The organism is Streptomyces sp. SCSIO 30461 (assembly GCF_037023745.1).
In the GTDB taxonomy this organism is placed as follows: domain Bacteria; phylum Actinomycetota; class Actinomycetes; order Streptomycetales; family Streptomycetaceae; genus Streptomyces.
Genome location: NZ_CP146101.1, coordinates 5,470,706 through 5,490,458, shown reverse-complemented (window position 1 = coordinate 5,490,458; position 19,753 = coordinate 5,470,706). Strand labels below are relative to the sequence as shown.

The window sequence follows — 19,753 nt, the reverse complement described above, 5'->3', positions numbered from 1 at the left end:
CGGTGACCGAGGAGATCACCCTGCCGGAACTCCCCTTCCCGCTCCGTCCGTACGGCCCCGACGCCCACTGGGCGTACGAGAACGGCACGCTCACCGGCTGGGCGGGTGCCCGCCAGGACCGTTTCGTCCCGCCCACCGGCGAGTCCCTTGCCCCGGTCTCCGACGCGCCCCGCCTGCTCGGCGCACCCGAGGGCGACTTCCAGCTGATCGCCCGGGTGAAGGCAGGCCTCGGAGCAGCCTTCGACGCGGGCGCCCTCTATCTCCAAGCCGCCGAACGCGAATGGGCCAAGCTCTGCCTGGAACTGTCGCCGGACACCCCGACCATCAGCACGGTCGTCACCCGGGGCCACTCCGACGACGCCAACTCATTCGTGGTGGACGGCGATCGCGCCTGGCTCCGTATCAGCCGCACCGGCGGCGCCTTCGCCTTCCACGCGTCCACGGACGGCGTTCACTGGACCTTCGTCCGGATCTTCAGCCTGGGCACCCGTGAACAGGCCGACGCGGCGCTGGTCGGATTCCTGGTCCAGTCGCCGGTGGGCGAGGGCTGTGTCGCCGCCTTCGACCACATCGAGTTCCGCACGTCCTGGCCGGACGGACTGCGCGACGGGTCCTGATGCGGAACGGGCCGCTGCGGTCGCCCGCACACCAGACACCGCGCGCCCGCCCTCCCGGCGGTCGGCGCCACTTTCGCAACACGTTCGAGGAGACTGGTGGACACTCTGGGAGGCGCCGAGTTCGCGCCCGCATCGACGTATCTGAACACCTCCAGCTGCGGGCTCTTGCCCCGACGTTCGGTCGAGGCCGTCAGACGACTCGCCGAGCAGGTTGCTTCCGGGTGGACCGGGGGCTCGGGCAGCTTCGAGACCACTGAGGCGGTCCGTGCCTCCTTCGGCCGGATCGCCGGTGTCGCGGCCGAGCGGGTGGCGCTCGGCGGATCGGTGGCCGTGCATGTCGGGCTGATCGCGGCCTCGTTGCCGGCCGGGGCGGAAGTGGTTTCAGTCGAGGGGGAGTTCAGCTCGGTGGTCACCCCCTTCGCTGCTCGCGGCGATCTGAAGGTGCGGTATGCGCCGCTGGAGCGGATCGCCGATGCGGTCGGTCCGGGGACGGCACTGGTCGCGTTGTCCGCCGTGCAGTCGGCGGACGGGAGGGTCGCCGATCTCACCGCCGTACGGGAGGCGGCGCGTGGCCATGGAGCCCGTGTCCTGCTCGATGCCAGCCAGTCCGCGGGCTGGTTGCCGCTGGACGCGGGGGAGTACGACTACACCGTCACGGCCGCGTTCAAGTACCTGCTCTGCCCGCGCGGGGCGTCGTTCCTCACGGTCACGGAGGAGGCGCAGCGGTCGCTGCTCCCGCTCCACGCGGGGTGGCTGGCGGCCGAGGATCTGTCGCGGGGCACCTATGGGCCGGTGGAGGAGTTCGCCCGGTCGGCACGGCGCTACGACGAGCCGCCGGCCTTCCTCTCGTACCACGCGGCGGAGCACTCACTCGCGCTGGTGGAGCGATCCGGGGTGGAGCGGATCCACGCGCACGACACCGCGCTCGCGGCTCGCTTCCGCCGGGGGTTGATCGAGCTCGGGCACTCGCCCGTGCCGGGTGATTCCGCCATCGTGGCCGTGCCGGGGCTCGGCGACCGGGGGCCGGAGCTGGCCCGTGCCGGGGTCGTCGTGTCGGCCCGCGCGGGGAACATGCGGGCCTCGTTCCACCTCTACAACTCGGAGGCGGACGTGGACAGGGCGCTCGACGTGCTGTCCGGCTGAGCCCCTGCCTCCGGGCCGCAGAACGTCTCCGGGCAGAGGTTCTCCTCGACCTTGGCCAGAAGCCGGCCGAGCTCGGCGCGCTCGGTCGGGTCAAGGCCGGCGAGGGTGTGTTCCTCCAGCTCGCGCCAGGCCCGGTTGACATCGGTGAACAGCGCGCAGCTGGTCTCCGTCGCCTCGACCAGCACCGCACGCCGGTCGGCCGGGTCGGGTCTGCGGCGGACATGCCCCGACTGCTCGAGGCGCTGGAGCATCTTGGTGATGGTCGAGGGGTCGAGCTCGCAGATCTTGATGAGCTCCGACTGCCGTACCGGCCCCTTCTGCCACAGCAGCATCATCACGGCCTCCTGGCCGGGATAGAGCCCGACCTGCCGCAGCAGCTTGCCGGCGGCCATCCGGTGCAGCCGGGCCACCCGGGTGACCGCATGGGTCACCGGGCCGCTCCGGGCGGCCAGCGGCAGCAGGCCGTCGGTGCAGGCGGCACCGGTCTCAGGGTTGGCCTCGGGTTTCATCGGGCCTCCTTGTCGGGCTTCGTCGGGTTCCGGGGAGCTTGAGGGGCTCTGGCGGGTGGAGTGCCAGGTAGCCCCGACGCTCCCATATATTCCCTCCTCCAGATTACTTTGGTCGGCCAAGCAATGAGGTACAGTGAATCTCGAGCCAATTATTTGGCCGACCAATATTCTCGCCAGGGAGGCCCCCATGACCACCGCCTTCGACCCGATCGACCTGTCCGGCACCCGGCTCGCCAACCGCATCGCGATGGCCCCGATGACCCGCAGCCGCGCGTTCGGTCCCGGTCTCACGCCGACCGGATCGACCGTGGAGTACTACACCCAGCGCGCCTCGGCCGGGCTGATCATCTCCGAGGGGATCCAGCCGTCGGTCGTCGGTCAGGGCTACCCCGACACCCCCGGTCTGTACAGCGCGGAGCAGGTCGCGGCCTGGCGCCTGGTCACCGACGCCGTGCACGCCGAGGGCGGCCGGATCTTCGCGCAGCTGATGCACGCGGGCCGCATCGGCCACCCGGATGTGCTGCCCGGTGAGCTCGTACCGGTCGGCCCCTCCGCGGTTGCCGCCGAAGGCCAGGTGTTCACCCACGAAGGCCCCAAGGCCATCGGAACCCCGCGGGAGTTGACCGCCGACGAAGTGCGCGCCACCATCGAGGACTTCGCCGCCGCCGCGCGACGCGCCGTGGAGGCCGGCTTCGACGGGGTCGAACTGCACGGCGCCAACGGCTATCTCATCCACCAGTTCATCGCGCCGAACACCAACCGCCGCACCGACGAGTGGGGCGGCGACGCCGAGTCCAGGATCCGCTTCGCCGCCGAGGTCACCAAGGCCGTCGCCGAGGCCATCGGTCCCGAGCGCACGGCCATCCGGCTCTCGCCGACCAACCCGTACAACGACATCGCCGAGCCGCTGGAGGAGGCGGAGCGGGCCTATCCGGCGCTGCTCCGCGAGCTGGACGGGCTGGGTCTCGCGTATGTGCACATCCTGGAGGCCACCCCCGCGCTGCGCCCGCTGATCCTCGATCTGCGCAAGGAGTTCTCCGGCACCCTCGTCCTCAACCCCGCGACCGACGGGCCCACCGGCCACGACGCGCTCACCCTGGTCGAGGACGGGATCGCCGACATCCTGGCGTACGGCGCCCTCTTCCTCGCCAACCCGGACCTCCCGGCCAGGCTCGCGGCGGGCGGACCGTACAACACCCCCGACCCGGCCACCTTCTTCGGCGGGGACGAGAAGGGGTACACCGACTACCCCGCGCTCACCGGCTGAGCGCATCGGGCGGACGGGCCGTATACGGCCGGCGGGCCGGTCGCGCGACATACGCGACCGGCCCGCCCTTCGGCGAGGTGATCAGCGCACCGGGGTGAAGTCCCGGGCTCCGATGAACGAAGGCCGGGGCACCGGCGCCGCGAACGGCTCTTCAGCCGTGTTCTCCACGCTGTTGAACACGATGAAGACGTTGCTGCGCGGATACGGGGTGATGTTGTCCCCCGACCCGTGCATCGCGTTGCAGTCGAACCAGGTCGCGGATCCGGCCTTGCCCGTGAACAGCCGGATGCCGTGCCGGTCGGCGAACGCGGTCAGCATCTCGTCCGACGGCGTGCCCGCGTCCTGCATCTGCAGCGACTTCTTGTAGTTGTCCTTCGGCGTCTCGCCCGCGCAGCCGAGGAACGTCCTGTGCGACCCGGGCATGATCATCAGGCCGCCGTTGGTGTCGAAGTTCTCGGTCAGTGCGATCGACACCGACACGGTCCGCATCCGGGGCAGCCCGTCCTCGGCGTGCCAGGTCTCGAAGTCCGAGTGCCAGTAGAAGCCCGAGGCTCCGAAGCCCGGCTTGACGTTGATCCGCGACTGGTGCACGTACACGTCGGAGCCGAGTATCTGGCGCGCCCGGCCGACCACCCGCTCATCGCGCACCAGACCGGCGAACAGCTCGCTGATCCTGTGCACCTCGAACACGGTGCGCACGTCCTGGGACTTCGGCTCGATGATTGAGCGCTCGTCGGCCCTGACCGCCGGGTCCGAGACCAGCCGGTTGAGCTCGGCGCGGTAGGTCGCCACCTCGGCCGGTGTGATGAGCTCCTCGATGGCGAGGAAGCCGTCACGTTCATACGACTGGAGGGCCGACGGAGCGATCGGCCCGGGAGCGCCGGGCGCCGACCAGACGACCGGGTCCTGACGGGGGACGGCCGCCTCGGTGGTCCCGCGGGTCGGGTAGAGATCGGTGATCGCGGTGGTCATGTGTCAGCCCTCCTCGGTCAGCAGGGGGTAGACGCCGTTCTCGTCGTGGTCCTCCCGTCCGGTCACGGGCGGGTTGAACACGCAGACACAGCGGAAGTCGGTCTTGGGGCGCAGTGTGTGACGCTCGTGGCCGTTCAGCAGGTACATGGTGCCGGGCTCGATCCAGTGCGATTCGCCGGTCTCGTCGTCGGTGAGTTCCGCCTCACCCTCGACGCACAGCACGGCCTCGATGTGGTTGGCATACCACATCGACGTCTCCGTACCCGCGTACAGCACGGTCTCGTGCAGTGAGAAGCCGACCTTCTCCTTGGCGAGCACGATGCGCTTGCTCTCCCAGGTGCCCGATTTGGCCCTGACATGCCGGTCGGTGTCCTCGATGGCCTTGAGCGAACGGACGATCACGGTGGGTTCAGAACCTCTCTATTCCGGGCTTTCGGGTCTTTTCCGGTCGATGCCGGGTGCGCACATGTGTGCGGGGGTCAGGCTGTCTCGCGGACGGCACGGGCGAGCGTGCTGAGACCCTCGTCCAGCTCGTCGGGCGTCACGGTGAGCGGCGGCAGCAGCTTGACCACCTCGCTCTCCGGTCCCGAGGTCTCCAGCAGCAGGCCCAGCTCGAAGGCGCGGGCGCAGACGGCGGACGCGCGGCTCTTCTCGGCGAACTCCATGCCCCAGACGAGCCCGCGACCGCGGAAGTGGACCCCGGCCGCCGAGTTCTCGTCGGCGATCGACAGCAGGGTCTGCTCGACCTGCTCGCTGCGGGCGATGGTCTGCTTCTCCATCTGGCCGTCGGCCCAGTATGTGTCCAGCGCGGCGGCGGCGGTCACGAAGGCCGGGTTGTTGCCGCGGAACGTGCCGTTGTGCTCGCCCGGCTCCCAGATGTCCAGCTCCGGCGCGAACAGGCACAGCGACATGGGCAGCCCGTAGCCGCTGATCGACTTGGACAGCGTGACGATGTCCGGCGTGATGCCCGCTTCCTCGAAGGAGAAGAAGGCGCCGGTGCGGCCGCAGCCCATCTGGATGTCGTCCACGATGAGCAGCATGTCCTGGCGGTGGCACAGGTCGGCCAGCGCCCGCAGCCACTCGGCGCGCGCCACGTTGACACCGCCCTCGCCCTGCACGGTCTCGACGATGACTGCGGCGGGCTTGTTGAGGCCGGAGCCCTGGTCCTCCAGCAGCCGCTCGAACCACAGGAAGTCCGGTACCTGACCGTCGAAGTAGTTGTCGAACGGCATCGGGGTGCCGTGGACCAGCGGTATGCCGGCGCCGGCCCGCTTGAAGGCGTTGCCCGTCACGGCGAGCGAACCGAGGGACATCCCGTGGAACGCGTTGGTGAACGAGACGATCGCCTCGCGGCCCTTCACCTTGCGGGCCAGTTTGAGGGCGGCCTCCACGGCGTTGGTGCCGGTCGGGCCGGGGAACATCACCTTGTACGGCAGATCGCGCGGGCGCAGCACGATGTTCTGGAACGACTCCAGGAAGGCACGCTTCGCCGTCGTCGCCATGTCGAGGCCGTGGGTGATGCCGTCGCGCTCCAGGTAGTCCAGCAGCGCGCGTTTGAGCACGGGGTTGTTGTGCCCGTAGTTGAGTGACCCTGCGCCGGCGAAGAAGTCGAGGTAGGAGTGGCCGTCCTCGTCGGTGAGGCGGGCGCCCTGCGCACGGTCGAACACGGCGGGCCAACCGCGGCAGTAGCTGCGCACCTCCGACTCCAGGGTCTCGAAGACACTCAGGGCGGGCGGGGTGATGGTCACAGCGATTTCTCCTGGTGTGGGTGTTCGGGCTGGAACGCGGGCTGGTAGCCCTGTCTGGCCGGCAGCGGCGGTGGTGCCGCTCAGCCGGAGGCGGGCGTGATCGGGCCGATTCGGTACAGCACTTCCGGCTGGTGACCTCCGTCGGGGAACAGCCCGCCGTCGAAGAGCACCTCGCGTTCCAGGCTCGCCCCCCGACGGGCGGCGAAAGAGGCGAAGAGGCGGTCGGACGCGGTGTTGTCGGGCGTGACGGTGGTCTCGATCATGCGTACACCGTGCGCGGCGCCCCGCGTGGCGAGCGCCTCCAGGAGCGTCCCGGCCAGTCCGCGGCCCCGGTGCGCCTCGTCGACGGCGACCTGCCAGACGACCAGGGTCTCCGGGCGCTCGGGCCGGATGTAGCCGGTGATGAACGCGATCGGTTCGCCGTCCACGCCGCGGGCCACCACGGATGTCGCGGCGAAATCGCGGCACCACAGCAGATAGCTGTACGAGGAGTTCAGGTCCAGGACCTCGGAGTCGCGGGCAATTCGCCAGATCGCGGCTCCGTCCTCCACTCGTGGGCTGTCGATGCTCAATGCGGTGGTCATGCGAATTGAATTTACCGAGCAAATTGCGAGATCGCATGTGTCCAGGGGGTTGGGTGAGGCATGAGTCTGTGTTATCGCGCGTGCGCGCGCTGGCGCGAGGGTTCCCGAACTGGCCCTCTTTGTCTGGGAGTTATCGGGGCAAAAAACCGCCGATGTGGAGTCGGTCACATGTCGGGCGACCTGCGGAGCATGACTGGAATGGTGGAGTTGCACCCCAGTGAAATCTTGGCGTTTAGGGTGGGGAAAACGGGGCAGAAGAATACGGGGAGCTACTCTGAATAAAATGCATCCCGTATTCTTGAATTCACTCTCTATTTGCCTCCTGCGAGAGTGGTCGATTGAGTTGATGGGTAGTGTCCGAGGTCGTGCGGGAGTGCAGGGAATTTCCTCGCGCCCGAACGCCGATGCACGTGCATGCTCTGCCGGAGGCGTCACCGGTGCTCGTAGAGTGCCTGCCATGAGCGATGGCGTGGTGCTGCATGTGAGAGGTCGGGTGCTCGTCGGTCCGCAGGAGGTGCGAGACGAGCTGTGGGTGGTCGGTGGACGCGTCACCTTCCGACGCCCCGTGGCCGGGGACGTACGGACGGTGGACGGCTGGGCGCTGCCCGGTCTGGTCGACGCCCACTGCCATGTGGGCCTCGACGCGCACGGTGCCGTGGACGAGGTGACCAGCGAGAAGCAGGCGCTCGCCGACCGTGACGCGGGCACCCTGCTCATCAGGGACGCCGGCTCACCCGCCGACACCCGCTGGATCGACGACCGTGACGACCTCCCCAAGGTCATCAGGGCAGGACGCCATATCGCGCGCACCCGCCGCTACATCCGCAACTACGGCCATGAGATCGAGCCCGACGAACTTGTCGCCTATGTGGCGCGGGAGGCGCGCCGGGGCGACGGCTGGGTCAAGCTGGTCGGCGACTGGCTCGATCGCGAGGCGGGTGATCTGGGCGCCTGCTGGCCGCGCGAGGCCGCCGAGGCGGCCATCGCCGAGGCACATCGGCTGGGTGCCCGGGTCACCGCCCACTGCTTCGCCGAGGACTCGCTCCGGGACCTCGTCGAGGCGGGTATCGACTGCGTCGAGCATGCGACCGGGCTGACCGAGGAGACCATTCCGCTGTTCGCGGAGCGTGGTGTCGCGATCGTTCCCACGCTGGTCAACATCGCGACCTTCCCGGGACTCGCGGCGGGCGGCGAGGGGAAGTTCCCGCGCTGGGCCGCGCATATGCGGCGACTGCACGAGCGCCGCTACGACACCGTGCGTGCGGCGTACGACGCCGGAGTCCCGGTCTTCGTCGGCACGGACGCGGGCGGGTCGCTGCCGCATGGGCTTGTCGCCGCTGAGGTCGCGGAGCTGGTGAAGGCGGGCATCCCGGCGGTGGAGGCGCTCTCCGCGACGGCATGGGGTGCCCGGAGCTGGCTCGGGCGCCCGGGCCTGGAGGAGGGAGCCCCCGCGGACCTCGTGGTGTACGAGGCGGATCCGCGGGCGGACGTGGCGGTGCTCGCCGCGCCGCGAAGGGTGGTCGTCAACGGCCGTACGGTCGTGTGACGGCTGTCCTGGGTCCTGGCCCACCGGGTCCTTCGGGGTCCTGGGCCGCCGGACCGGGGCCCTGTGGCGGCGGAGCCCGCGGTCTGTGGCCGCCGAAGGCCGGACGTCGCTACCGCCGTTGTCGCCGGCCGTCCGCCGGTATCCGGACGACCGCGGTCCCGCCGTCCAGATCCACCGTGGTCCGGTTCGGCGGGGCCCCGTCATCCTCGTCGTCGCGCAGCAACAGCGCCGACTGCCGCTCCTTCAGCTCGTTCTGCTTGCCCGGCGAGAGACCCGCGTGCAGCTGCTCGAAGCCGGTCGCCGATATCTGCCCCTGACGCGCGCTGTTCCGCCACGGCAGGAGACCGGAGCGGCCCATCCTCAGCAGGAGCTGATCGACGAGGGCCAGCACGGTCAGCAGGATGACCAGTCCGGGAAGGGTCAGGAAGACGAGGAACGGCATGCGCCCAGTATCCGGATGAGGCCGATTCCGGCGGCAGTCAGACCGGGGCCGCCCCCGTCAAGGGCCTGGTGCGGCCATCCGGCGCGTGGCGGTCCATCGGCGATTGCCGGGCAGCCCCGTGGAGCAGCGAATCGGATGAGGGCGCGAAACCACACTTTGGAGTGAACTCACCCCAGGTGTGCGCACGTTCACTCTCGGTACGTAAGTATGCGCATGTTCGAGTCGCCGCCGTCGTACACGAGTCCCCGTGGTGGACGGTCCCCGGCGATGCCGTGTCTCTTGTGGGGGTTCCACCACCGTGAACAGCACTACCTTCCGCATGCCCGCACGTCGTTCCGCAGCCGCCGTCTCCGCGGCTGCCGTCGTCGGGCTGGCCGTCGCGGGCCCACTTGCACTGACCGGGCCCGCCCATGCGTCGGGCGGCTCGGAAGGGCAGGCGAGTGCGGTCGTCATGCGCGCAGGACTGGATGTCTCCCTGTTGAACAAGACCCTCCAGGTGCCGCTCAGGACGAGTCTCAACGAGGTTCGGGCGCCGGGGAACGCGGACAGGACCGCGCTCACCGTTCAGCTGGAGGGCGTCGACGAGGGACGGCCGTTCAGCATGCTGAAGGCGGATGCTGCCGCTGCCAGGGCGACCGCGAACCGTGAGCGCGCCGAGGGCGTCGCCACGATCGCGCATGCCAAGGTGCACGTCCCCGGTCTCGCGCCGCTCTCGCTCATCGAGGTGGAGAACGTGACGGCGAAGGCGGTGTGCGCGGCGGGTGCGAAGCCGGTGGCCACGGCCAATGTGCTCGGCACCGTCCGGGCGTTGGGCAAGAAGGTCAGCATCACGTCGGGTGGTCCTTCGAAGGTCGAGGTGCCGGGTGTCGGCACGGTCACGCTCGACCTGTCCCGCACGGAGACGACCTCGCGTACGGCCGCGGCGACCGCGCTGGAGCTGAAGGTGTCCGTGAATCCGTTGAAGCTGAACGTCGCGGAGGTCGAGGGCACGGTGACACTGGCCGCAGCCGGCTGCGAGTCGCCGGAAGCCGGTGCCCCCGCACCGGACCTGCGGACCCAGACCGGCGCGGAACCCGAAGTGCCCCAAGCCCCGGCGTCCCCGGCGCCCGAACGGGGCTCCGACGGTCTCGCGGCGACGGGCGCAGACTCGACCACCCCGTACGCCGCTGTCGGTGCTGTCGCACTGCTGGCGGCCGGTGCCGCCGCGGTGGCCGTGTCCCGGCGTCGCGCCCGGGGCTGACGGCCCGGGCGACGAGACCGGCAGAACGGGCAGCCGGCAGAACGGGCAGGAGGCCCTCGGCCACACGTCGCCCGGTGCGACGCGTGGCCGAGGGACCGACTTGCCCGGCCCCCGCCCTCGGCGAGGTGCCGCGGGCCGGGGCCGGATCGCCCGGGCCGAAACGCAGTCGCTGCGGCCGGAGCCACCCCGGCGGCCGGGCGGCGGCAGCGACGGCGGCGCCAACGCTCCGCTCGATGGGCGGGGGGACACGGCGGCCCGCTGTCCGTCAGTTGCCGCTCGTGGTCGCGCCTACGGCCGACAGCGCCTGGTCCAAAGCCTGGAGGAAACGATTCGTCGTGGCGCGGTCGCGCACTGCCACCCGGAGCCAGTTCCGGTCCAGCCCGGGGAACGTGTCGCCGCGCCGCACCGCGAAGCCGAGGCGCCGCAGGAACTCACGCACCCGGTCCGCCTGCTCCGTGTGGAGCAGCACGAACGGGCCCTGCGACGTCGGCACGGTGCGCACCTCGTCGAACTCCGCGAGACCGGCCAGCAGATGTGCCCGTTCGGCGGCGATCCGCTCCGCGGCCCCGGCCGCCTCCACCAGCGCCCGCGACGAGACGCACGCCTCCGCCGCCACCAGCGCCGGCGTCGACACCGGCCACAACGGCTGCGCCCGCTCCAGCGCGGCGATCGTCTCCGGTGCGGCGAGGACATAGCCGATCCGCAGTCCGGCGAGCCCCCAGGTCTTGGTGAGGCTGCGCAGCACCACGAGCCCCGGTACATCCGCCGCCGAAGCCAGAGTCTCGCGCTCGCCGGGCACCGCGTCCATGAACGCCTCGTCGACCACCAGGGTCCGCCCCGGACGGGCCAGTCGACTGATCGTCGCGGCCGGGTGCAGCACCGAGGTGGGGTTCGTCGGGTTGCCCAGCACCACCAGGTCCGCGTCCTCCGGGACGGCGCGCGGATCGAGTCGGAAGCCGTCCTCCTCGCGCAGCACCACGCGGGTCACCCGGTGGCCCGCGTCCCGCAGCGCCGCCTCCGGCTCCGTGAACTGCGGGTGGACCACGGCAGGCCGGCTCACCGGCAGCCCGCGGGCCAGCAGCACGAAGGCCTCGGCGGCGCCGGCCGTCAGCAGTACGCGCTCCACGGGCAGCCCGTGCCGGGCCGCCACCGCCGCCCGCGCCGCCCGCTCGTCTGGATAGGCGGCGAGCGAGGTCAGGGACGCGGCGATCCGCTCACGCAGCCAGCGCGGCGGAGTGTTGGCACGGACGTTGACCGCGAGATCGGTCAGCCGGGCGTCGCGTATCTCCGCGTCGCCGTGGTGCCGCAGATCGTGCGGGTCATCCGGATCGTGGGCGTCGTGCCTTCCAGTGGAGCCGGTGGCGTCGGCCGAGTCGTTCGGTCCGGTCACGGGTGACCCACCGCTCCCGCGGCGTTACGGGCTCCGCTGCCGGCCGCGGCCTCACATCCGGCGCGGGGAGCCGCGATGCGCAATGCGGGCGGGGAAATCACACGTTCTCCTCGAAGGTGCGGCGGCGACGCCGGCGGTGGTGTCCGGTGCTCCGGCTCCGCAATCGGAGGCTTCGGATCCAGCGGTACTGAACGCCGTACGATCGCACACGTGACTGTGCCAGGTCGTCCCCCCTCCCCTGATGTGCGCTTCGACACGACCAGTTCGCCCCCTTCCGCGAGTGCTGCGGCTTCTGCCACCGACGCCGTGCCCACCGCGCCCCGTACCGCACCCGACGGATGCGGTACCGGCACCGCGGCCAGTACCCGTGCCGGGTAGGCCCGCAGGGGTACGCCGAGCGCCGCCGCGGCGGCGACGAGCCCCGGCTCGTCCGCCTTGGTGTCCAAGGTAGCCAGTGCCACCACTGCTTCGGACCCGTGCCCGGGTACCTCCCGCAGCGCGGCCCCGATCAGCCCCAGCACCTCGGCGGCCGGAGCGCCGCGCCGTGCACCGACCCCGATGACGAGGGGGCTCATGGCGTGGCGCCCGGCACAGGGGCAGCCGTATCCGCTAGCAAGAACCCATGGCGGTGTTCGTCGCGCTCGGCGCGTTCCTGATGACGCTGTTCGGCGGGTGGATGGCGCAGCGCGTGACCGACCGCAGGCACCTCGTCCTCGGTGTCGCGGGTGGGCTGATGCTCGGTGCGGCGGGGCTCGATCTGCTGCCCGAGGCGATGGCCGCCGCAGGACATGAGGTCTTCGGAGTGCCGCAGGCGCTGCTGCTGTTCGTGGGCGGTTTCCTGGTCGCCCACCTCGTCGAGCGGATGCTGGCGGCCCGCCATGCCGCGCACGGTGCCTACGTCGGGACACGGGACGGCGCGGGCAACAGCCACGACCATCGCGCACCGCGGGTCGGCATGGCGGTGGCCGCGGCGATGGTGGGTCACAGCCTCATGGACGGGATCGCCATCGGGGCGGCCTTCCAGGCGGGGGGCGGGATGGGCGTCACGGTGGCACTCGCCGTCATCAGCCATGACTTCGCCGACGGCTTCAACACCTACACCGTCACCAGCATCTACGGGAACGACCGCCGCAAGGCCCTCGCCATGCTGGTCGCCGCCGCGCTCGCGCCCGTAGCCGGCGCCGCGTCGGCCACGGTTTTCACCCTGCCCCCGGAACTGCTGGGCAGCTACCTCGGCTTCTTCGCCGGTGTGCTGGTCTACCTCGCGGCGGCCGAGATCCTGCCCGAGGCGCACCACCGCCATCCCGCACACTCCACACTGCTGTGCACGGTGGGCGCAGTGGCGTTCATCTGGTTGGTGACGGGCGTCGCGGAGTGACCCCGGGGAGGCGCCGGTCCTCATGCCCGGGCGACCGGGCGGTGACCGGGCCACCGGGCGCAGTGCCGCACGAAGCGGTACGCCGTGTCCGGAGCGCCCGCCCAGTGGGTGTGGACATAGCTCGCATGCACCCCGCCTCGGACGAAGCCCTCCACGCGCCGCTCCGGCTGCCGCAGCCCCCAGGCCGCCTGTGCGCCCGCGCCGGGCTCGATGACCGTGCGGTGGAACTCATGGCCCCGCATCCGGGTGCCCACCGGGGCAAGGGCACTGTCGCTCACCGCCACCGCGTCCCGGTAGCCGAGGGTGAGGCGCGGAGACATCCTCGCATCGGCCTCAAGCACCCCGCACATCGGCTTCCCATCCAGCGAACGCGCCAGATAGAGCAGTCCGGCGCACTCCGCCGCGACGGGTGCACCCGCCCGGGCCAGCTCCGCGACCGCCTTGCGCAGCCGGGAGTTCGCGGACAACTCAGGCGCGTACACCTCGGGGAAGCCACCGCCGACGACCACGCCTCGGGTGCCTTCGGGCAGATCCTCGTCGCGCAGCGGGTCGAAGGGCACGACCTGCGCACCGGCGGCCATGAGCAGCTCCGCGTGCTCGGCGTACGAGAACGTGAACGCCGCGCCGCCCGCCACGGCGATCACCGGGGCAGCCCCGGCGACCGGCGCGGCCGGTCCCCCGCAGGGGGCCGGGCTCCACGGCTCCGCACCCAGCGGCGGCGCGCTGCGCGCCAGCGCCAGCAGAGCCTCCAGATCGCAGCCCGCCCGCACCTGCTCCGCCTGCGCCCTTACCGCGTCCAGGGCCTCCGTGTGCCGTTCGGCCACCGGCACCAGACCCAGGTGCCGCGACGGGGTGCTGACGGCGGGCGCTCGGCGCAGCACACCGAGCACCGGCACGCCCGACTCCTCCAGCGCCTCCCGCAGCAGCGCCTCATGGCGGTCCGTGGCCACCTTGTTGAGGATCACCCCGCCGAGCCGCACCCCCGGGTCCCAGGAGGCGAAACCGTGCACGAGCGCGGCGACCGACCTGGACTGCGACGAGGCGTCCACGACCAGCACCACCGGCGCCCGCAGCAGCTTCGCCACCTGTGCCGTGGAAGCCAGCTCGCCCTCGCCCGCCGCACCGTCGTAGAGCCCCATCACGCCCTCGACCACGGCCAGATCACAGCCGCGCGCGCCATGCGCGAGGAGCGGCGCGATCAGTTCCGTGCCGCACATGTACGAGTCGAGATTGCGCCCCGGGCGGCCCGTGGCGAGCGCGTGATAGCCCGGATCGATGTAGTCGGGGCCCACCTTGTGCGGTGACACGGCGAGACCGCCCGCCGTGAACGCGGCCATCAGGCCGGTCGCGACGGTGGTCTTGCCGCTGCCCGACGCCGGTGCGGCGATGACGAGACGTGCTACCACTCGATGCCCCGCTGGCCCTTCTGACCGGCGTCCATCGGGTGCTTGACCTTGGACATGTCGGTGACGAGATCGGCGAAGTCCCGGAGCTTCAGAGGGGCGTTGCGGCCGGTGATCACCACATGCTGGTTGCCGGGCCGCTCACGCAGCACCTCGACCACCTCGGCTGTGTCGACCCAGCCCCAGTGCAACAGGTACGCGAACTCGTCGAGCACGTAGAACTTGTACTTCTCCGCCGCGAGGTCACGCTTGACCTGCTCCCAGCCCTCGCGTGCCTTCTCCTCGTGCGACGGCTCGCCCTCGCCCGGCGGGCGCTGGATCCAGGACCAGCCCTCGCCCATCTTGTGCCAGTCGACAGTGCCTCCCTCGCCGGTCGCACCGAGTACCTTGAGCGCGTTCTCCTCGCCGACCTTCCACTTGGCAGACTTGACGAACTGGAACACCCCGACCGGCCAGCCCTGGTTCCAGGCGCGCAGCGCCATCCCGAACGCCGCCGTCGACTTCCCCTTGCCGACTCCCGTGTGCACCATCACCAGCGCGCGGTTGCGGCGCTGACGGGTGGTGAGTCCGTCGTCCGGCACCACGCTCGGCTGTCCCTGCGGCATTACGCGGCCCTCCTGTTGGTTCCCGTGGCCTGGCCGACGGCCCGCTCGTCCCTGAAGTTCCTGAAGTCCCTGACGAGTCCGGCGATGCTGTCCGCCCGCAGCTCGTCGAGGGTGACGGCGCTGCCGCCCAGTTCACCCGCGAGCCGTCCGGCGAGGCCCAGCCGCACCGGTCCGCTCTCGCAGTCCACGACCACACCGGCCGTGCCGTCGGCCGCATGCAGCCGGGCGGCCCGCGCGGCCAGCCCCACGGCGTCCTCGCCGCGCGCCCCGGTGGCGCGCCCGTCGGTCACGACGACCAGCAGAGCGCGGCGCGACGGGTCACGCAACCGCTCGATGCGCAGCACGTCGTGAGCCTTCAGCAGACCGGCGGCGAGCGGGGTACGCCCGCCCGTCGGCAACTGCTCCAGGCGCGCGGCGGCGGCGTCGACCGACGACGTCGGCGGCAGCGCCACCTCCGCACCCCGGCCGCGGAACGTCACCAGACCCACCTTGTCCCGCCGCTGGTACGCGTCGAGCAGCAGGGACAGTACAGCCCCCTTGACCGCGCTCATCCGGCGACGGGCCGCCATCGACCCGGACGCGTCCACGACGAACAGCACCAGATTGCCCTCGCGGCCCTCGCGTACCGCCTGGCGAAGGTCGTCACGCCGCACGACAAGCCCAGGGCCCGAGCGCCCGCGTGCCCGCTGGTGTGGTGCCGCGGCCTGCACGGTCGCCGCGAGGTGCAGCTTGCCCAGCGCGCCCCGGGGCCGCCGGGCGCCGGTGGTCCGGCCGTGTTCGGTCCGGGCGCGTGACCGGCGTCCCGCCACCCCGTCGCCGAGACCCGGGACGCTCAGCGTCTTCGTACGGAACGGCTCGGCCGCGGCCACGGGGGACCGCTCCCCGCCGCCGGGACCGCCGACGGGCGGCGTGGCGTACGGCGCTGCGGAAGGCTCGGGGGGGTCGGACTCGTGCCCGTCGGCCTGGGGCGGGATTCCCCCGCCGTCAGGGCCCTCGGGACCACCGCCAGGACCGTCGGGGCCGTTTCCAGGGTCCGGGTCCGGCTCGGGGTCCGGATCGTCGTCCCCGCCGCACTGCTCCAGAGTCTCGTCGAGCTTGTCCTCGTCAAGACCCGGCGCGTCGAAGGGATTGCGCCGCCGCCGATGGGGGAGTGCCAGCAGTGCGGCCTGCCGCACATCCTCCTCGCGCACCTCCGTGCGCCCGGCCCAGGCGGCCAGCGCCGTCGCCGTGCGCGCCATCACGATGTCGGCGCGCATCCCGTCCACCTCGAACACCGCGCAGGTCGCCGCGATCCGGCGCAGCGCCGCGTCGCCGAGCACCACGGACGGCAGCAGTGCTCGCGCGGCGACGATCCGCTCGCGCAGCGCCGCCTCCTCGTCGGCCCACCGTGCGGCGAAACCGGCCGGGTCGTCGTCGTACGCCAGCCTGCGCCGTACGACCTCGACCCGCTGCTCGGGCTCGCGCGACGCGGCGACCTCCACCGTGAGGCCGAAGCGGTCGAGCAACTGGGGCCGCAGCTCACCCTCCTCGGGATTCATCGTCCCGACGAGCAGGAAACGCGCGGCATGCCGCACGGAGACGCCTTCGCGCTCCACATACGAGGCACCCATCGCCGCCGCGTCCAGCAGCAGATCCACCAGGTGGTCGTGCAGCAGGTTGACCTCGTCGACGTAGAGCACGCCGCGGTGCGCGTCCGCGAGCAGTCCCGGCTCGAACGCCTTGACGCCGTCCGCGAGTGCCCGCTCGATGTCGAGCGCGCCGACCAGCCGGTCCTCCGACGCGCCGACCGGCAGCTCCACCATGCGGGTCGGGCGTGCCGTTCCGGTCCCCTCCGCATGCGGCCCGTCCGGGCAGCCGGGGTCCGGCGCGCCGGGCGCGCAGGAGAAACGGCAGCCCGCGACCACCTCCACATCGGGCATCAGCGCCGCGAGGGCGCGTACGGCGGTGGACTTGGCGGTGCCCTTCTCACCGCGTACGAGAACCCCGCCGACCGCGGGCGAGACCGCGTTCAGCAGCAGTCCCAGGCGCAGATCGTCCATGCCGACGATCGCGGTGAAGGGGTAGTGCACAGCGCCACTCATACGTTCCGGTCCTCCCATGTCTCCCGCTCGCACCGAGTGGGCACGTGGTTGCGTTCGTCGGTCTTCGCCCACACCGGGCCGGAAGTTCCCCGCCTCATGGCGCTCCCGGAGGGATGAAGGGCAGGCCGGCGGGCGCGCCGCGCTCGATCAGTTCGAGCAGCGCGGCGGTGTCGGCGTGTTCCTCGATCAGATCGCCGAGACGGTCGAGCTGCTCCTCGCGCAGCAACCCGAACCGGGTGTCCGTCGCCGGTATGAACCTGCGGCCGGCCGCCGCGGCGACCTCCCGGAGGAAAGCCCGCCGAAAACCGTCGCTCTCCAGCGAGCCGTGCCAGTGGGTGCCCCAGACGGCACCGACCCGGCAGCCGTCCAGGAAGGGCTCACCGCCCAGTACTTCGGCGACGCCATGGTGGATCTCATAGCCATCGACCCGCTCGCCGAGTGCCTCGCCCGTCGGCCGGGCCAGGGTCTTCTCGCGGTGGAACCGCACGCGCACGGGGAGCAGCCCGAGCGCGTCGACCTCGCCCGCGTGTGACTCCACCTCGTCCTCGATGCGTTCACCGAGCGCCTGGAACCCACCGCAGATACCCAGCACCGGCCTGCCCTCCGCGGCCCGCCTGGCGATCGCGTCCGCGAGCCCGCGCTCACGCAGCCAGGCGAGCGCCTTCACCGTGCCGCGGGTGCCGGGCACCACCACCAGGTCCGCGTCCGCGAGTTCCTCGGCGCGGTCCCCGAACCGCACGATCACACCGGGTTCGGCCGCCAGCGCGTCCACATCGGTGAAGTTGGACATCAGCGGTACGGCGCACACCGCGACCCGCAGCACGTCATCGCCCAGCGGTGCCGCGGTCACCGACTCGCGTACGGCGCCGCGCAGCGAGACCCGCAGCCCGTCCTCCTCGTCGATGCCGAGGCCGTGGGCGTACGGCAGCACACCGAACGTCCGCCGTCCGGTCAGCCCGTACAGCATCTCCAAACCAGGCTCCAGCAGGGTCACATCGCCGCGGAACTTGTTGACCAGATAGCCCGCGACCAACTCCTGGTCCTCGGGCGCCAGCAGCGCGGTGGTCCCGAAGAACTGTGCGAACACCCCGCCCCGGTCGATGTCCCCGACCACGATCACGGGAAGCCGGGCGGCCCGGGCGATGCCCATGTTCACGATGTCGGTGCGCCGCAGATTGATCTCGGCGGGGCTGCCGGCGCCTTCGCAGATCACGGCGTCATAGGTGCTGCGCAGCTTCTCCAGACACTCCACGACCGGCTCGAACAGCGTCTGCTGCCTCCCCCCGTGGTACCCGCGTGCGCTCAGCTCGCCCACCGGCTTGCCCATCAGCACGACCTGGCTCGAGCGGTCGCTCCCCGGTTTGAGCAGCACCGGGTTCATCAGCGCCGACGGCTCCACGCGCGCCGCCTGGGCCTGCATGGCCTGGGCGCGCCCGATCTCGGCTCCCTCGCGGGTGACGAAGGAGTTGAGCGACATGTTCTGCCCCTTGAAAGGGGCGACCTTCACTCCCCGGCGCACCAGCCAGCGGCAGATCCCCGCCGTGACGACGCTCTTGCCCGCGTCCGACGTGGTCCCCGCGATCAGCAGTCCTCCGCCGCTCACTTCCGCCTCCCCCTCATGGTCGCCGCCGCTCCCAGACCGAGTCGTGCGCCTGCGCACACCGCGAGGGCCAGCAGCCCCACGCGGCGCGACAGCCGCACCGCGCGCTCGATGTCCGCCACCCCGACGGACCTGCCCGGGGCGTTGAGCACGGGCCGGTGCTCGACGCGCCCGCCGTACGAGAGCGTCCCCCCGAGACGTACCCCGAGCGCGCCCGCGAACGACGCTTCCACCGGACCCGCGTTGGGACTGGGATGCTTCGCGGCATCCGCACGCCAGGCGCGTACGGCACCGCGCGGGTCGTCGCCCGCCAGCACCGCGAGGCCCGCGGTCAGCCGGGCGCCGGGCCAGCCCGACACGTCGTCGAGCCGGGCCGACGCCCAGCCGTAGCGCCGGTAGCGGGGCGACTTGTGGCCCACCATGGCGTCCAGGGTGTTCACGGCACGGAAGCCCACGAGGCCGGGCACTCCCGCGACCGCGCCCCACACCAGCGCGCCGACCACGGCGTCCGAGGTGTTCTCGGCGACGGATTCCACGACGGCGCGGGCGATTCCCGGACCGTCCAGGGCTTGCGGATCACGGCCGCACAGATGAGGCAGCCTTTCCCGTGCGGTCTCGATGTCGCCCGCTTCGAGTGCTCCGCCGATCGCCCTGGCCTCCCGGCCGAGCGTCGTACCGCCGACGACGGCCCAGGTGGCGGCGGCGGTCAGAGCCAGGGAAGCCGTACGGGAACGGCGTACGGAAGCGGCCGCCAGCGCAGCCGCGGTGATCGCGCCCCCGGCGCACACCGCTGTGTGCAGGGCGCCCCAGCCGCGATGGTCGCGCCAGAGCCCGCGCTCGACGGCACTCGCGGCCCGGCCGAAGACGGCGACCGGGTGGCCACGGCGGGGATCGCCGAAGAGCAGGTCGCCGGCGATTCCGGCCGTCGCACCGTACGCGAACGTGATGGCAGGGACAGCGACAGCAGGGACAAGTCCCCCCGGCGCCCGCTGCTCGGCAGGCATGTTCGTCCTCACTCAGGGTCCGCGCCCTGGCTCGACGTGATCCGACGGTAGAGAGTTCCTGGCTTCGGCACACGCCCCGGTGAGGGGGTGGATGCCGTGACAGTGGCGGGACCGCGCCGGATTCGCACCGGCTTCCTCTTCTGCCGCCGTAAGTGGCCCCGGAAGTCCACCATGGGCCGCGAACACCCGTCAACTCGCCGCTGACCTGCGACGGGACCGTGTGC

Annotated in this window: 18 protein-coding genes, 1 pseudogene and 1 riboswitch; of the genes and pseudogenes, 6 read left to right on the top strand and 13 right to left on the bottom strand. The window is 71.6% G+C overall.

What is annotated here, in order from left to right; all coding sequences use genetic code 11:
• Positions 1–2 precede the first annotated feature (2 nt).
• The gene (locus tag V1460_RS24600) at positions 3–617 is read left to right on the top strand and encodes a DUF1349 domain-containing protein (protein WP_338675784.1); all 615 of its coding nucleotides are present in this window, start codon (positions 3–5) and stop codon (positions 615–617) included.
• A 96-nt stretch (positions 618–713) separates the two neighbouring features.
• Positions 714–1,760, top strand: coding sequence for an aminotransferase class V-fold PLP-dependent enzyme (locus V1460_RS24595; RefSeq protein WP_338675783.1), 1,047 nt, complete (start codon positions 714–716; stop codon positions 1,758–1,760).
• Here V1460_RS24595 and V1460_RS24590 read toward each other — a convergent pair.
• The gene (locus tag V1460_RS24590; RefSeq protein ID WP_338675782.1) at positions 1,709–2,269 is read right to left on the bottom strand and encodes a MarR family winged helix-turn-helix transcriptional regulator; all 561 of its coding nucleotides are present in this window, start codon (positions 2,267–2,269) and stop codon (positions 1,709–1,711) included. The genes V1460_RS24595 and V1460_RS24590 overlap by 52 nt on opposite strands.
• 187 nt (positions 2,270–2,456) lie before the next feature.
• On the opposite strand from V1460_RS24590, the gene V1460_RS24585 reads away from it, so the two are divergent.
• Positions 2,457–3,536, top strand: coding sequence for an alkene reductase (locus tag V1460_RS24585; RefSeq protein WP_338675781.1), 1,080 nt, complete (start codon positions 2,457–2,459; stop codon positions 3,534–3,536).
• Positions 3,537–3,617: 81 nt separating this feature from the next.
• On the opposite strand, the gene thpD is transcribed toward V1460_RS24585, so the two are convergent.
• From thpD to ectA, 4 genes are all read right to left on the bottom strand, one after another.
• Positions 3,618–4,508: an ectoine hydroxylase gene (gene thpD / locus V1460_RS24580; protein ID WP_338675780.1), complete on the bottom strand. Its 891-nt coding sequence runs from the start codon at positions 4,506–4,508 to the stop codon at positions 3,618–3,620.
• A 3-nt stretch (positions 4,509–4,511) separates the two neighbouring features.
• Positions 4,512–4,910, bottom strand: a complete 399-nt coding sequence (locus V1460_RS24575; RefSeq protein ID WP_338675779.1) for an ectoine synthase — start codon at positions 4,908–4,910, stop codon at positions 4,512–4,514.
• A gap of 77 nt (positions 4,911–4,987) precedes the next feature.
• Positions 4,988–6,256 carry a diaminobutyrate--2-oxoglutarate transaminase gene (gene ectB, locus V1460_RS24570; protein ID WP_338675778.1) on the bottom strand — a complete coding sequence of 423 codons (1,269 nt, stop codon included), beginning with the start codon at positions 6,254–6,256 and terminating at the stop codon, positions 4,988–4,990.
• An 80-nt stretch (positions 6,257–6,336) separates the two neighbouring features.
• Entirely contained in the window at positions 6,337–6,840 is a 504-nt protein-coding gene (gene ectA / locus V1460_RS24565) for a diaminobutyrate acetyltransferase (RefSeq protein WP_338675777.1), read from the bottom strand.
• 457 nt (positions 6,841–7,297) lie between these two features.
• Here ectA and V1460_RS24560 point away from each other — a divergent pair, with 457 nt between their 5' ends.
• The gene (locus V1460_RS24560) at positions 7,298–8,386 is read left to right on the top strand and encodes an amidohydrolase family protein (RefSeq protein ID WP_338675776.1); all 1,089 of its coding nucleotides are present in this window, start codon (positions 7,298–7,300) and stop codon (positions 8,384–8,386) included.
• A gap of 109 nt (positions 8,387–8,495) precedes the next feature.
• Here the strand turns inward: V1460_RS24560 and V1460_RS24555 are convergent, their stop codons facing one another.
• Complete coding sequence (locus tag V1460_RS24555; protein WP_338675775.1) at positions 8,496–8,828, bottom strand: DUF6191 domain-containing protein; 333 nt, start codon at positions 8,826–8,828, stop codon at positions 8,496–8,498.
• Between the two features lie 319 nt (positions 8,829–9,147).
• Here V1460_RS24555 and V1460_RS24550 point away from each other — a divergent pair, with 319 nt between their 5' ends.
• Entirely contained in the window at positions 9,148–10,068 is a 921-nt protein-coding gene (locus V1460_RS24550) for an SCO1860 family LAETG-anchored protein (RefSeq protein WP_338675774.1), read from the top strand.
• A 265-nt stretch (positions 10,069–10,333) separates the two neighbouring features.
• Here the strand turns inward: V1460_RS24550 and cobC are convergent, their stop codons facing one another.
• Complete coding sequence (gene cobC / locus V1460_RS24545; RefSeq protein ID WP_407077520.1) at positions 10,334–11,458, bottom strand: Rv2231c family pyridoxal phosphate-dependent protein CobC; 1,125 nt, start codon at positions 11,456–11,458, stop codon at positions 10,334–10,336.
• Positions 11,459–11,649: 191 nt separating this feature from the next.
• A pseudogene (locus V1460_RS24540) lies at positions 11,650–12,033 on the bottom strand (cobalamin biosynthesis protein); the annotation flags it as partial.
• Between the two features lie 47 nt (positions 12,034–12,080).
• Between V1460_RS24540 and V1460_RS24535 the strand changes: the two are divergent.
• The gene (locus tag V1460_RS24535; RefSeq protein WP_338675773.1) at positions 12,081–12,836 is read left to right on the top strand and encodes a ZIP family metal transporter; all 756 of its coding nucleotides are present in this window, start codon (positions 12,081–12,083) and stop codon (positions 12,834–12,836) included.
• 20 nt (positions 12,837–12,856) lie between these two features.
• Here the strand turns inward: V1460_RS24535 and V1460_RS24530 are convergent, their stop codons facing one another.
• The 5 genes from V1460_RS24530 to V1460_RS24510 form a co-directional block, all read right to left on the bottom strand.
• Positions 12,857–14,242, bottom strand: a complete 1,386-nt coding sequence (locus V1460_RS24530; protein ID WP_338675772.1) for a cobyrinate a,c-diamide synthase — start codon at positions 14,240–14,242, stop codon at positions 12,857–12,859.
• A complete protein-coding gene (gene cobO / locus V1460_RS24525) occupies positions 14,236–14,844 on the bottom strand; it encodes a cob(I)yrinic acid a,c-diamide adenosyltransferase (RefSeq protein WP_338675771.1) in 609 nt (202 codons plus the stop codon). Before cobO ends, V1460_RS24530 begins: the two co-directional genes overlap by 7 nt.
• Complete coding sequence (locus V1460_RS24520) at positions 14,844–16,925, bottom strand: putative cobaltochelatase (RefSeq protein WP_338675770.1); 2,082 nt, start codon at positions 16,923–16,925, stop codon at positions 14,844–14,846. Before V1460_RS24520 ends, cobO begins: the two co-directional genes overlap by 1 nt.
• A 94-nt stretch (positions 16,926–17,019) precedes the next feature.
• On the bottom strand, positions 17,020–18,528 hold the full coding sequence (locus V1460_RS24515) for a cobyric acid synthase (RefSeq protein ID WP_338675769.1): 1,509 nt from the start codon (positions 18,526–18,528) through the stop codon (positions 17,020–17,022).
• The gene (locus V1460_RS24510) at positions 18,525–19,529 is read right to left on the bottom strand and encodes a cobalamin biosynthesis protein (RefSeq protein WP_338675768.1); all 1,005 of its coding nucleotides are present in this window, start codon (positions 19,527–19,529) and stop codon (positions 18,525–18,527) included. Before V1460_RS24510 ends, V1460_RS24515 begins: the two co-directional genes overlap by 4 nt.
• 31 nt (positions 19,530–19,560) lie before the next feature.
• Positions 19,561–19,715, bottom strand: a riboswitch (cobalamin riboswitch).
• Positions 19,716–19,753: the final 38 nt, after the last annotated feature.

What these genes read in the sequence shown, in the direction of transcription:
- V1460_RS24560 (WP_338675776.1), top strand. Translation starts at nt 7,298, where the DNA reads ATGAGCGATGGCGTGGTGCTGCATGTGAGAGGTCGGGTGCTCGTCGGT.
- thpD (WP_338675780.1), bottom strand. Translation starts at nt 4,508, where the DNA reads ATGACCACCGCGATCACCGATCTCTACCCGACCCGCGGGACCACCGAG.
- V1460_RS24585 (WP_338675781.1), top strand. Translation starts at nt 2,457, where the DNA reads ATGACCACCGCCTTCGACCCGATCGACCTGTCCGGCACCCGGCTCGCC.
- V1460_RS24520 (WP_338675770.1), bottom strand. Translation starts at nt 16,925, where the DNA reads ATGAGTGGCGCTGTGCACTACCCCTTCACCGCGATCGTCGGCATGGAC.
- V1460_RS24590 (WP_338675782.1), bottom strand. Translation starts at nt 2,269, where the DNA reads ATGAAACCCGAGGCCAACCCTGAGACCGGTGCCGCCTGCACCGACGGC.
- ectA (WP_338675777.1), bottom strand. Translation starts at nt 6,840, where the DNA reads ATGACCACCGCATTGAGCATCGACAGCCCACGAGTGGAGGACGGAGCC.
- V1460_RS24555 (WP_338675775.1), bottom strand. Translation starts at nt 8,828, where the DNA reads ATGCCGTTCCTCGTCTTCCTGACCCTTCCCGGACTGGTCATCCTGCTG.
- V1460_RS24535 (WP_338675773.1), top strand. Translation starts at nt 12,081, where the DNA reads ATGGCGGTGTTCGTCGCGCTCGGCGCGTTCCTGATGACGCTGTTCGGC.
- V1460_RS24510 (WP_338675768.1), bottom strand. Translation starts at nt 19,529, where the DNA reads ATGCCTGCCGAGCAGCGGGCGCCGGGGGGACTTGTCCCTGCTGTCGCT.
- V1460_RS24550 (WP_338675774.1), top strand. Translation starts at nt 9,148, where the DNA reads ATGCCCGCACGTCGTTCCGCAGCCGCCGTCTCCGCGGCTGCCGTCGTC.
- cobO (WP_338675771.1), bottom strand. Translation starts at nt 14,844, where the DNA reads ATGCCGCAGGGACAGCCGAGCGTGGTGCCGGACGACGGACTCACCACC.